Here is a 12,925-nt window from a genome sequence, read left to right as displayed (position 1 = left end):
ATTCTAGAAGATTTCGTGGTACAGATATCTTTGAACAAATATTTTACGGCATATTAGAACAGTGTATTGAAGCTGAATTAGTGGATACTTCTGAAATATTTATTGATGGTACTCATATAAAAGCACATGCAAATAATAAAAAATATGATTATGTTTACGATGAATACTACGATCAATATATCTGCCCTACTATGAAAATTTTAAGCTATACAACAACTAACAGAGACGGATATCGTGAATACAAAAGTAATATGACTGATTGTAGTCAATGCCCTTTGATTGCCTATTGTACCGAGTCGAAAGAAAAGAGGAAATTAATTCAACGACATTTATGGGAAAATGATATGGAACGTTGTGAAGACATAGCTTACGTTACACTAATTTAATTGGGAAAGAAAAAATGCACATGAAAATTGGGCTCACTTTCGCATGCCTTAACATTAAAAAATTAGCGAAAATGCTTATATTAACAGACCTGAAGGGCTCTATTTTTTTATCTATTTTGGGAATTTTATCAAAAATAATGATAAGATACAAAAAACAAACCAATTACTCTTTATGAGTAACTGGTTTGTCTTCAATCTGAGATAGCCTATAGGGATATCTTTTTTTAGAATAATATAACAATAGGTAAATATATAATATTTCTTTTAACGAATTGGATTAAAAGATAACAATGAGTAGAAAATTTTTCCCTTAATGTCTGATCCTGACACAAAACCAAACTGACGACTATCACTGGCATCTGAACGATTATCACTTAAAACAAAGTAGTATCCTTTAGGAATCACCCCAGATTCAAAACTGTTCTCCTCACCTACTGATTGTGTTAATACTTCACCACGTTGATGGTATTCATTTAATTGATCTCTTAAATAAGTTTCTTCAACCACTTCTTCATTTATATAAAGAATGTTATCAGAATATCTCACCCGCTCCCCTGGTAAACCAATAACTCGTTTAGATTCACACTGATTTCCTGCTTTAATTGAGACCACATCAAAGCGATTAATATTTCTATAAAATCTAGACACTATTATTTTTTCCTTAGACCTAATTATAGGGCTCATAGAAATTCCTTTGACGACTCTAATTGGAAAAAATAAAGTGAACAGACTAGTAAAAATAAATACACTTATTACTGTAGCTAACAAGATATCCCAAACACTTACTTTAGACTTATTTAGTTTGTTATTTTTTCTTTTTTGATAAGATTTATTAGGTATCTTTCTTTTTTTTTACCAATAATATCACCTAAACTAATTTTTTTCTAACTCTGTTTCATCTACTTTATAAAATTTAAATATATCTTTTTGAATACCTTCAACTTTTTTGACGTCTACTAAATAGTTATCCAATATTTCTTTATTAGTAACCATCTCCTGAGATTGTGTTGTGGCATTAATTCCTAACTCTTTAATGGTTTGATAGTATTTATTAAATTTTTGCTGGCCCTTTTGCTGAGTTAAATGATTGGCCTTTTTACTACTATAACTAGCCATTAAACTACCTAAACTCTGAATATTTTGAATCGACTTAGTTTCATCAATGTCCTTTTCTAAGATAGTTTGAAGTTCTTTTTCAAAATCGGCAGTTAAATAATACCCGTCAACAAGAGCATTTTGATCTTCTTTAGACATAGTCATTTGCTGATTATACATAACATAATCAGAAATACCACCACATAATAATAATTTTTGGCTATAGAAGCGGTATGCTTCTAATTGACGTTTTTTTCTTTTATTTTTAATGCGTTTACCAGACACTAAAAGACGACTTTTTTGTTGGTAATAGTAACTACAACCCAGTAATGTTATTCCTGTTAACATCAGAAATAAAGACAAGCCAAAACTAATGATTAACAGCAGTTCTATCGAGTTCATTCTAAGTTCAGTCCCTTATTTCTTTTTTTTGCATTTTTTTACTATTCAAATTTTAATAAATGGAAGTATTAAAAAAACAAGTAAAAGGTTTTACTTGTTTTTAATAACAAAAAATTTTTAATATTTTTTTTGATTTTTTAACTACTTTTTAAACATATTTCTTAATTTAGAAATATATACACTCTAATAAAGATTCATATTTATTTTTTTATACACACTATCAGGGTGTCAATTTTAGTTTTATTTAGCAATATTTTAGCTAATAAATGGCACTAAGAAATACTCTAATTTATTTTATCAGCAACAAATGTTTCTACATTATAACGTCCCCATTTTGATATATCTTCTATGAATATAGGTAATGTTTTTTCTGTAAAATGACTAATTAGCATGTAACAGGCTTGTCCTGAAACTTTATGAAATGTTTCAATTTCTTTATGCTGATTTACAAATTTTTCAAAATCTACATATTTATTTGAGTCCATAAAAAATCTAATATATTGAGTGTGCTGATACCTTATAGCAATACTAAATCCTTGAATAATACCCTCATCTTGTAATTTTAATATCCTACTCCCAACTGCTTGACCTGTCATGTGAACAACTTCGCCTATTTCTTTATTTGTTAGTTTACTGTTTTGTTTTAGTAGATTTAGAATTTTTTCATCTGTAATATCCATAAGTATTCCTTTCTTCACAATGAAAGTAAATTGTACTTTTCTTTTTCAATAGACTATTTATTTTGACATCTTGTTTCTTTATATTAAATTATAACAAAAAAGAAAAGAAATGGTGATCATATGAAAAAAGCTCTACTAATTATAGATGTGCAAAATGACTACTTTAAACATGGTAAGATGGAACTTCATTTACCAGAAGAGGCTCTTATGAAAATAAATAAATTAGAAGACTATTTTATCGAAAAAAAGCAACCAATTATCTATGTTCAACATATTAAAGAACAAGGTAGTGCTGATTTTTTCGAACGAGGAACAAAAGGTGTGCTTCTACATGAGAAATTGAAGATAAATAGTTCTTCAATTATTATAGAAAAGCAGTTTCCAAATTCATTTTTTAAAACGAATTTAAAAGAAGTTTTAGAAACCTTAGATATTCAACAAGTAATTATCACTGGTATGATGACTCACATGTGTATAGATTCTACGACAAGGGCTAGTAAAGAATATGGCTATGATCCAATACTGATTTCTGACGCAACAGCAACAAAATCTTTAACGTTTAAAAATCATGAGATCAACGCTGAAAATGTACAACTTTCTTTTTTATCAGCATTAACTAATTTTTCTAACGTAGTAACTACAAATAAATATTTAAAATAATAATAGTATGAGTGTGCAGAAAATCGAGTGATTTAGGAATTGATTTAAAATTAGAAGATTTTTCTGATTATGAAGCTATTACTACTATTATAAAAATAACTAAGGGGAATTTCAGGTTAATTCACCGACTGTTTGCTCAAATTGATAGAATACTGAAGATTAATAATTTGGATGTTATTACCGTTGATGTAGTTGAAGCTGCAAGGGATAGTTTAGTGATAGGTATATAAAAAAAGAATGGCATTTTCTACTAATTTAGAGAATGCCATTTAATTATTGAAATATTGCCAAATAAAACTATAATTGACAAACCCGTTAAATTAATTATTATAGTTTTTATTTTAACTTTTAGACTATCTTAGCTATCTTTTAGCCATTCTTTAGTTGCTTATCTAAATTAAGACTCTATCTCTCTGCTCTCACCAAATAAAATAGAGGGCTCACCCTTTTAGGTGGTGAGCCCTCTATTTCCTATATTTCTAAATATAAAATAAATTTTCTGATGAAAAGACTGGATCACTTGTAATATCCATCCCTAATCGTTTTAAAATTTGCTCATCATCTTTGTTTAACATAACTGTCGAATGAGCTTGAGTTCCTTCTAATGCAGATAATTTTTCATATGCAATTTGAGCTGTTGGATTTGTTACAGCACTAATTGATAAAGCAATCAGCACTTCGTTAGCATTTAAAGCCGTAATCTTACTTCTTAAATCAACGTCTTTCATTTTACGAATAGTTTCTAAAATAACTGGCGATAATAATAGAATCTCATCTGAAATATTAGCTAGATATTTAATAGAATTAAGGATAGCTGCCGCTGATGAATCCATTAAATCAGTTGAACGACCTGTTATTATTTGACCATCAGGTAACTCAAAAGCCATAACTGAAACAGGAGTTAATCCTAGTAAATTTTTCTCTTGTTTTAATTTAGCTGCGTAATCTCTTGCTGGAACAACTGGGTGACGGTCCTCTTTTTTAAGCTCCATCTCTTCCATAATTACTTGGATACGATTAACAACATCGTCATCAACCATTCCACGTTTATGGAAACATTCTGTATCAAAACAACGACGAATAATCTCTTCACGAGATGCTTCTTTGATAACTTCATCATCAATAATACCAAAACCAACACGGTTAACTCCCATATCAGTTGGAGATTTGAAGACTGATTCTTTATTCGTAATTCTTTCAATAATTCTTTTGATAACTGGGAAAGTTTCAATATCACGATTATAGTTTACAGCTACTTCTCCGTAAGCTTCATAGTGATATGAGTCAATCATATTAACATCTTTTAAGTCCACTGTAGCAGCCTCATAAGCGATATTTAGAGGATGTTTAAGTGGCACATTCCACACTGGGAAAGTTTCAAACTTAGAGTAACCAGCAATTCTTCCAAGTTTACTCTCATGATAAATTTGGCTTAAACTTGTTGCTAATTTACCACTTCCAGCTCCTGGTGCTGTAACTACTACAATTGGTTTAGTGGTTGGAATATAAGGATTTTTTCCAAATCCTTCATCACTAACAATTTGATCAATATTATAAGGATATCCCTCTATCGCCTCATGAGTATAGACTTTAATATTTCTTTTTTCTAGCTTGTTAATAAATACTTTAGTAGCAGGTTGTCCACTGTAACGTGTAATAAGAACACTATTTACTTTTAAGCCATACTCAGTAAATTCATCGATTGATTTTAAAATATCCATGTCATAAGTTATACCGTAGTCACCACGGATTTTATTGCGCTCAATATCACCTGCGTAAGCACAGATAATAACTTCTGCTTTATCTTTTAATTTTTGAAGGATCTTTATTTTTGAATCTTCATCAAACCCTGGTAAAACTCGTTTAGCATGCTTATCTCCAATTAGCTTCCCACCAAACTCAAGATATAGCTTATCGTAATCATTTACTCTCTCTAGAATATATTTCGATTGCTCTTCAATGTATTTTTGAGAATCAAATCCAATTTTTTTCACGATGATCCCTCCATAAAATTATTCAAGTAGTAATTATAAATCAAATTAACTTTTATACCAACTTGAAATTTACTCTTTTATTTATCCTTAAATAGCTTATCATAAAAAAACAATAAATTCATTTATTAATTATTAAAGGGACTGCAAACATAAGTAAGTACTTACGTTCACAGTCCCTTAAACTAATTTTATAGTTCTAATTTTAGTTTTAGTTTTTCTAACATATCCTCAGTCATCTTATCTAAATCATATTTAGGTGAGAATGACCACTCAGATTTAGCACAGTTACAGTCTAATGTATCTGGCCAAGAATCTGCAATACCTTGTAATTTAGGATTAACATCGTAAGTCATTGTAAAGTCGGGTAAAACTTTTTGAATACTTCTTTTAATACCTTCTGGGTCAAAAGACATGGCAGAAATATTAAAAGCATTTCGGTGAATTAATTTTTCAGCTGGAGCTCCCATTAAATCAATAATAGCATCAATGGCATCAGGCATATACATCATATCCATAACTGTTCCTGCTCCAATTGGGCAAACATAGCTGCCAGTTTTTAAAGCTTCATAATATATTTCAACCGCATAATCTGTTGTACCTCCACCTGGTAAGGTATCATAAGAAATCAAACCAGGGAAACGAACACCTCTTGTATCAACACCAAACTTAGAATAATAATAATCACAAAGTAACTCACCTGCTACTTTGGTAATACCATACATTGTTTTTGGACGTTGTAGAGTGTCTTGTGGTGTATTGATTTTTGGTGTTTCTGTACCAAAAGCACCAATTGAACTAGGAGTAAAGAATTGTAAGTTTAATTTTCTGGCTACTTCAAGTGCATTAGTTAAACCAGTCATATTTATATGCCATGCAATTTGTGGTTTATCCTCTGCTACTGAAGATAAAAGAGAAGCTAAATGAATCATCGTATCAGCTTTAAATTCACTTGCTAATTCAAACATTCTCTCTTCATCTAATACATCTAAGGTTTCAAACAAGCCATTTTCAACAACTGGATGGCCTTTTGGTCTTCTAATATCTGTAGCTAGAACATTGTCGTTACCTTTTTCTTGTCGTAATCGATAAACTAACTCTGAACCAATTTGTCCTAAACAGCCCGTTACAATAATTCGTTTCATAATTTTCCACCTTTACAATAAACTAAATTATTCCCATTTCTTTTCCGACTTTTTCGTAAATACTAATTGCTTCATCAAGCATCTCTTTTGTATGAGCTGCTGTTGGCATATTTCTAACTCGTCCCGTACCTAAAGGAACTGTTGGGAAAACAATTGGCTTAACATAAACCCCTTCTTCGATTAAACGCTGAGCAAAGCGTTGAGCTAATTTTTCATCACCTAAGATTACTGGTGTAATAGGTGTTTCAGACTGACCAACATCATAACCGATTCCTTTTAATTTTTCTTTAAAGTAGTTGGCATTATCCCATAGCTTTTCAACATGGCTTGGGTCCTGTTCCATTAGTTCAATTGATTTAATAACTGCGGCTGCAGCCCCTGGTGTTAATGATGTTGAGAACAGGAATGGGCGCGCTTGGGATTTTAGCCAATCAATTAATTTTTGAGAGCCTGCTACATATCCTCCAACAACACCAATTGCTTTAGATAAAGTCCCCATTTGGAAATCAACTTTATCAGATAAACCAAATTCTTTAACTGTTCCAGCTCCGCCACCTAACACACCAGAACCATGAGCATCATCTACATAAACAATTAAATTGTATTTTTCAGCAATCTCCATAATTTCAGGCATTTTGGCAACATCGCCATCCATTGAGAAAACACCATCAGTAATATACATAACTTTTTTGTAAAGTCCACTTTCAACAGCTGCTTTAGCTTTTTCTTCTAAATCTTTCATATCTGAGTGCTCAACACGAATAATTTTAGCTCTTGATAGACGACAACCATCAATAATTGAGGCGTGATTTAAGCTATCTGAAAGAATAGCATCATCTTTATTCATAACAGCTGAGATAGCTCCCATATTACAGTTAAAACCTGATTGAAAGGCAATCGCTGCTTCAGTTCCTTTAAATTTAGCAATACGTTCTTCTAATTCACGGTGAATCGCTAAAGTTCCATTAATCGTTCTAACAGCTCCAGCTCCAACTCCGTATTCCTCAGTTGCTTTATTTGAAGCTTCGATTAAATCAGGATGTGTCGCAAATCCTAGATAGTTATTTGAAGCTAAGTTTATTTTCTTTTGACCGTTAATTGTAATTTCAGGTCCATTAGCACCATCAAGTACATCAATTGTTGAATACAACCCTTTTTCTTTTAACCCATCTAATCCTTCATCTAAAAACTCTTCCAGTTTTGGACTCATAAAACTCATAAACTAATACCCCCTGATTATTAATAAATCTAGTATATCATTTTTTCATCTTCGATTTGATAAAAAGAACTGAATTCTAATAAAAATGGTCTTAAAATAGAAACCCTTTCATTCCTATAATGAAGCCTTAATAAAGGAATTAAATAATGCTTGCGGTCTATTAGGTCGTGAGATTAATTCTGGGTGAAATTGAGCTGCTACGAAAAATTTATTTTGACTTAACTCAACAATTTCTACTAAAGAACCATCTGGTGATAAACCTGAGAATGTCCAGCCGGCTTCTTCAAAGATATCACGGTAATCATTATTAAATTCATAACGATGACGGTGTCTTTCTGAAACAACATCTTGGCCTTCATAAGCTTCAAAAGCCTTTGTTCCCTTTTTCAAATGACAAGGATAAGCACCTAATCTTAAAGTGCCACCTAAATTTTCAACTGCTTCCTGTTCTAGCATTAAATCTATAATTTTATGTTCTGCTTCTGGATTAGTTTCACCTGAGTCCGCCCCTTCTAAACCAATCACGTTTCTAGCGAACTCAACACAAGCTAGTTGCATCCCTAAACAAATACCTAAAAATGGAACGTCATTTTCTCTGGCATATTTAATAGCTTCTATTTTTCCTGATAAACCACGGTCACCAAAACCTCCCGGCACTAAAATGCCTGATGCTGACTTTAATTTTTCAGCTACATTATCTTTATTCACATCTTCTGCTTGAATAAAATCAATCTCAATATCACTATCATATGCAAAACCAGCATGTTTTAAAGCTTCCACAACTGAGAGGTACGCATCTGGTAACTCAACATATTTTCCGACTAAGGCGATTTTTGTTTTTTTCTTTAAACTTAATACTTTTTTCTCTAAAGTTTTCCACTCTGTCATATCCGCTACTGGTGCATCAATTTTTAAATGATCACAGACAATTTGGTCCATCTGTTGAGCCTGTAAATTTAGCGGAATAGAATACAGAGTATCTACATCTAAAGATTCAATCACTGATTCTTTTGAAACATCACAAAATTGTGCTAATTTTTCTTTAGTTCCCTCACTTAATGGCTGCTCAGTTCGTAAAACAAGTAAATTTGGTTGAATACCTAAACTTCTCAACTCTTTAACACTATGTTGTGTTGGTTTTGTTTTCATTTCACCAGCTGCCTTTAAGTATGGTATTAAGGTTGTATGAATATACATCACGTTATCACTACCAACGTCAGCTTTCATTTGTCTAAGTGCCTCTAAAAAGGGTAATGATTCAATATCACCAACAGTCCCCCCAACTTCTGTGATAATAATATCTGAATCCGTTGTACTAGCAGCACGCATCATTTTTTCTTTAATTTCATTAGTAATATGAGGAATTACTTGAACCGTTCCCCCTAAATATTCTCCCTTACGTTCTTTTCTAATAACTTCTGAGTAGATTTTACCAGTTGTTACATTAGAATATTGATTTAAATTAATATCAATAAAACGCTCATAATGACCAAGATCTAAATCTGTCTCTGCTCCATCATCTGTGACAAATACTTCTCCGTGTTGATAAGGACTCATTGTCCCTGGGTCTACATTAATGTAAGGATCAAATTTTTGAATGGTTACATTCAACCCTCTATTTTTTAGTAGTCTTCCTAATGACGCAGCCACAATCCCCTTACCTATTGAAGAAACAACGCCGCCTGTTACGAAAATGTATTTTGTCATGAATCTTTCCCTCTTTCTTTCTAATTTGGAGAAACTTAGAAAAACAAAAAACTCCCCTATTCTAATTCAAGAATAAGGGAGCGATTATTTCCGTTCACTTCTGACCCTTTTCAAAGGGTGCCCAACAAATACTTTACATCCCTAAGAAAAAAAAGTCAATATTTTTTTATTTATAACCTTCGTTATCTTAAAGCTAGTAATCGGTATTCATTAATTAAATTATCGTTATTTTCTTCCATCCAGTTAAGTAGACCTTTTTTCATATCAACTACTGCCTCTTTATAACTCAGATTATCAATTTGATTAATTAATTCATAAGGGTCCTCAGATAAATCATATAACTCATCTGTATCACTAGCATTAAAGACATATTTTAAATCACCTTTTCGAATCATCCGCTGAGAATGAAGAATACTCCTAATACCAGAACATTCAGTCACAACAACATCTCGCCAATCAATTGGCTCTTTTTCTAGAAGTGGTTTTAAAGACATCCCATCACGCTTACTTTCTTCAAAACTATAGCCGGCATAATTTAAAATTGTCGAATACAAATCCACATTGGAAACTAATTCATACACTCGTTCACTAGATTCTTGGAATGGTTTTTTAATAAATAATGGGATACTACAGGTTTCTTCATACATAAATAAAGCTTTGTCACAGAGTCCACCATGAATTCCTAATGATTCTCCGTGATCAGCACTAAATATAATTAACGTTTCATCATATATTTCTTTTTCTTTTAAGTATTCTAACAATCTACCAACTTGATAATCAATATGAGTTACACAAGAAAAATAATACTTAACAAAAGGTTCTACATCTTCAAAAGTAGTAATATTTCCTTTTTTAACTAAATGAATTTTAGGTTTATTAGCACTATCTCCCGTAAAATTTTTCCAAGGTTCAATTTTTTCCTCTTGATATAAATCAACAAATTCCTGAGGAGCAAAGTAAGGATCATGTGGCCCCCAAAAGTTAAGTTGGAAATACCAAGGCTTGTCTTCACTAAAAGAATCAATAATCTGTTTAGTTCTTTCAATTAAAAAATGCTCAATAGATGTTTCAATTCCACTTAATATGGCAGCAGCTTGATGTTCTTCGTAATGGCCTTTTAAAACATCTCCAAATTCTAATGTTAAATCTTTTTCTTTTAGATATTCTTTATATTCTTCATAAACATAACCACCAAACCCATGCCCCGGAAAATCATCTCCTACATAGCCATGTTTTGTTGGAACGGAATCATTTTTAAGGGTATACTCTGGAAATTCAATATCTCCCATATATTTTTGAATGTACCAATCATTTTTGACATTCTCCACTCCACTACCTAAATGCCACTTTCCAGTATAACCAGGTCTGTAGCCAATTTTTTCTAATCTGCGACTTAATAAAGTAACTATGTCAGCTAATTCTTGAACCATATTGCCATAATTATAAGAATTGGTAATCATACCATGATGAATCGGATATAGCCCCGTTTGAATAGTTGCACGAGCTGGTGTGCAAATTGGACAAGTCATATAAGCATTTTCAAAAACTACACTTTCCTCAGACAACTGATCTAAGTGAGGTGTTTGGCTAACTAAGTCACCATAAGTTGATAAAGTATCTTTTCTTTGTTGACCCGTTAAAATAAATAAAATATTAGGTTATTTCATCTAGAGAAACCTTCTTTCTTATTTCCTTCACTACATCTTAGCTTTCTTTGGTAAGGCTTTCAATATGTATATTTAAAAAAGAAGAAAAAATGACCATTTAAACATAAAAAGAGATTATGACATTATAAGTCACAACCTCTACTTTTTTATTTAGGTGTTACTGTTTCAATAGTCATATCTTCAAGTGTGGTAATCAAGTCGTCTTCTTGAATATTCGCTTCAAAAGAAACTTTATCTCCCTCTTTTAAAAACATACTATAAACATTGTTACTTGCGCTAATTCGGTAAATATTTTCATCTGCCTCTAACATAAATGAAATTGTTTGATTGCCATCAACTACTACCTGATTCACTCTTGTGACAGTACCTGTAATCGGAGTTAGATCCCCAATTTCAGTATTTTTATTATTGCTGCCTTTTAAACTTAACTTCATTTTATAGGCTTGAAGTGTTTTTTCAGCATCATCTCCATCAACTAAAATATCACTATCCGTTGCCGAAATGTAAACATAACCTTTAAAAATACCATTTGTATCTAATAAGGAAATAATCCAAGTCGGAACTCCTTCAATATTATATAAAATTGGCATCTTAGCTTCCCATTTTTTTTCAGGATAGATTTTCTCTGAAATCGCAATCGCACCATCACTATCCATCATTCCCTTAGTGTCACGATAAAACTCCATTGTACCTGTTCTTGCATTAATTAAACTGTAACCTAAGGCACTATCTTGTTTTTCATCATCACTGGTAAAATCAGTGAAATAAAGTAGCTCTCCATTTTTAGATACTAAAGGTGTTACAGCTCCTGATGAATAAATGCCATTTGTTGTTGGCACTTTAACATCATCTTTAGAAAATAAGCTATTAAGCCAACCCTTACCATATTTACCGTAATAACGATTCATGCTACTAGCTACAGCACTTGTTAACGGCGCGTCAATTTCTGCTGGTGTATCTTTTAAATCATAAACTTTAGTTTCACCAGTTACACTATTTAAAACAGCTACTTTAAATTCATCATACCTTTTCTTACCACTTAATCCGTATTCTTTATACAAACTTTGAACATAGTAAGGTGTTCCGTCATCACCAATTTCAAGGTTAACAGCACCAATTCGTGTTAAGTTAGATGATTTAGCGTAGATTTTTCTTTCAGCATCTTGCCATAAATAACTACTTGGTACATAGGCCATTTCTTTTTCAACAAACTCTGGTTGGGCATTGATATCTGTTGCGCTTACTTTGAAATAACCAGGTACTTTTTTGTATTTATTCCATTTCCAAAAACCACGATATTCTAGACCTGCTATATAAACATACTCTCCATCAATTAATTGTGCTGTTGTTGTTCCCAATTGGTAACCACTATAATTAGGTACACTACTCATCATCTTTTGCATTTTATTTCGAGCGCTTTTTGTAGACATAGCAATCGGGGTTTCTTTCGTTGATTTTAACTCTTCAGTTTGTTCCACTTTTTTAACAGGAATTGTTTCATAAATTTCATCAATACTAAAAATTCTCATAATCGGTGTTCCAATTAAAAAAATAATCATTGCTAAAACAGAAAAAATCAATAATTTTTGTTTGCTTTTTTGAAAAGTAAATTCCCTTTTCTTTCTCTCACTTCCTTGATTGATAACTACTTTCTCAGTAAAAGAGGTTGCAAACGTAAATAAACTCCCTAAAATTAAACCAATTAAATTATAAAACAATAATTGATTCAATGACTGGGAAGGTAAGACAAAGTAAATATAAATAAATGATACTAAGACATAAACAAGTGAGACCTTTAATCCTGTTAAGGCATTTTTCTTAAATGGTTCTCCCTTTTCTCTAAAAACAACACCTAAAATAATAGCTAGTAAAAATCCTACACTAAATTTTAAGGTAATAACCAACAAACCAATACTCAACTACACCACTCCTTCAAACTTTTAATACCTTAATTTTAGCAAAATTTATCCCTT

10 protein-coding genes and 2 pseudogenes are annotated in these 12,925 nt (G+C 31.6%); 3 read left to right on the top strand and 9 right to left on the bottom strand.

Annotated elements, in window-relative coordinates; genetic code table 11:
• Nucleotides 1-146: 146 nt before the first annotated feature.
• Nucleotides 147-371: pseudogene (locus tag DFR54_RS13540) on the top strand (transposase); the annotation flags it as partial.
• A gap of 279 nt (nucleotides 372-650) precedes the next feature.
• On the opposite strand, the gene lepB reads toward DFR54_RS13540, so the two are convergent.
• From lepB to DFR54_RS07950, 3 genes are all read right to left on the bottom strand, one after another.
• The gene (gene lepB / locus DFR54_RS07960) at nucleotides 651-1,154 is read right to left on the bottom strand and encodes a signal peptidase I (RefSeq protein WP_167798959.1); all 504 of its coding nucleotides are present in this window, start codon (nucleotides 1,152-1,154) and stop codon (nucleotides 651-653) included.
• A 105-nt stretch (nucleotides 1,155-1,259) separates the two neighbouring features.
• Complete coding sequence (locus tag DFR54_RS07955; RefSeq protein WP_114289757.1) at nucleotides 1,260-1,883, bottom strand: hypothetical protein; 624 nt, start codon at nucleotides 1,881-1,883, stop codon at nucleotides 1,260-1,262.
• Between the two features lie 284 nt (nucleotides 1,884-2,167).
• On the bottom strand, nucleotides 2,168-2,563 hold the full coding sequence (locus DFR54_RS07950; RefSeq protein WP_170126941.1) for a winged helix-turn-helix transcriptional regulator: 396 nt from the start codon (nucleotides 2,561-2,563) through the stop codon (nucleotides 2,168-2,170).
• Nucleotides 2,564-2,683: 120 nt separating this feature from the next.
• On the opposite strand from DFR54_RS07950, the gene DFR54_RS07945 reads away from it, so the two are divergent.
• Complete coding sequence (locus tag DFR54_RS07945; RefSeq protein WP_114289755.1) at nucleotides 2,684-3,223, top strand: cysteine hydrolase family protein; 540 nt, start codon at nucleotides 2,684-2,686, stop codon at nucleotides 3,221-3,223.
• 20 nt (nucleotides 3,224-3,243) lie between these two features.
• Nucleotides 3,244-3,453: pseudogene (locus tag DFR54_RS07940) on the top strand (AAA family ATPase); the annotation flags it as partial.
• A 249-nt stretch (nucleotides 3,454-3,702) separates the two neighbouring features.
• Here the strand turns inward: DFR54_RS07940 and DFR54_RS07935 are convergent.
• The 6 genes from DFR54_RS07935 to DFR54_RS07910 all read right to left on the bottom strand — a co-directional run bounded on the left by DFR54_RS07935 (nucleotide 3,703) and on the right by DFR54_RS07910 (nucleotide 12,871).
• The gene (locus tag DFR54_RS07935; protein ID WP_086342471.1) at nucleotides 3,703-5,217 is read right to left on the bottom strand and encodes a DUF1846 domain-containing protein; all 1,515 of its coding nucleotides are present in this window, start codon (nucleotides 5,215-5,217) and stop codon (nucleotides 3,703-3,705) included.
• A 188-nt stretch (nucleotides 5,218-5,405) separates the two neighbouring features.
• Nucleotides 5,406-6,359 (bottom strand): L-threonine 3-dehydrogenase, encoded by a 954-nt coding sequence (locus DFR54_RS07930; RefSeq protein WP_114289754.1) that lies wholly within the window; start codon nucleotides 6,357-6,359, stop codon nucleotides 5,406-5,408.
• A gap of 22 nt (nucleotides 6,360-6,381) precedes the next feature.
• Nucleotides 6,382-7,569, bottom strand: coding sequence for a glycine C-acetyltransferase (locus DFR54_RS07925; RefSeq protein WP_114289770.1), 1,188 nt, complete (start codon nucleotides 7,567-7,569; stop codon nucleotides 6,382-6,384).
• A 123-nt stretch (nucleotides 7,570-7,692) separates the two neighbouring features.
• Nucleotides 7,693-9,285: a CTP synthase gene (gene pyrG, locus DFR54_RS07920; RefSeq protein ID WP_114289753.1), complete on the bottom strand. Its 1,593-nt coding sequence runs from the start codon at nucleotides 9,283-9,285 to the stop codon at nucleotides 7,693-7,695.
• 182 nt (nucleotides 9,286-9,467) lie between these two features.
• The gene (locus tag DFR54_RS07915; protein WP_114289752.1) at nucleotides 9,468-10,937 is read right to left on the bottom strand and encodes a sulfatase-like hydrolase/transferase; all 1,470 of its coding nucleotides are present in this window, start codon (nucleotides 10,935-10,937) and stop codon (nucleotides 9,468-9,470) included.
• Between the two features lie 161 nt (nucleotides 10,938-11,098).
• Nucleotides 11,099-12,871: an MFS transporter gene (locus DFR54_RS07910; RefSeq protein ID WP_114289751.1), complete on the bottom strand. Its 1,773-nt coding sequence runs from the start codon at nucleotides 12,869-12,871 to the stop codon at nucleotides 11,099-11,101.
• Between the last annotated feature and the right edge of the window lie 54 nt (nucleotides 12,872-12,925).

Origin of the sequence: Vagococcus fluvialis (assembly GCF_003337315.1) — a bacterium.
Lineage (GTDB): Bacteria > Bacillota > Bacilli > Lactobacillales > Vagococcaceae > Vagococcus > Vagococcus fluvialis.
Note: the sequence above shows the minus strand (reverse complement) of the source record. Positions and strands in the feature narration are given on the sequence as shown.

What these genes read in the sequence shown, in the direction of transcription:
- DFR54_RS07945 (WP_114289755.1), top strand. Translation starts at nt 2,684, where the DNA reads ATGAAAAAAGCTCTACTAATTATAGATGTGCAAAATGACTACTTTAAA.
- pyrG (WP_114289753.1), bottom strand. Translation starts at nt 9,285, where the DNA reads ATGACAAAATACATTTTCGTAACAGGCGGCGTTGTTTCTTCAATAGGT.
- DFR54_RS07925 (WP_114289770.1), bottom strand. Translation starts at nt 7,569, where the DNA reads ATGAGTCCAAAACTGGAAGAGTTTTTAGATGAAGGATTAGATGGGTTA.
- DFR54_RS07955 (WP_114289757.1), bottom strand. Translation starts at nt 1,883, where the DNA reads ATGAACTCGATAGAACTGCTGTTAATCATTAGTTTTGGCTTGTCTTTA.
- DFR54_RS07950 (WP_170126941.1), bottom strand. Translation starts at nt 2,563, where the DNA reads ATGGATATTACAGATGAAAAAATTCTAAATCTACTAAAACAAAACAGT.
- DFR54_RS07930 (WP_114289754.1), bottom strand. Translation starts at nt 6,359, where the DNA reads ATGAAACGAATTATTGTAACGGGCTGTTTAGGACAAATTGGTTCAGAG.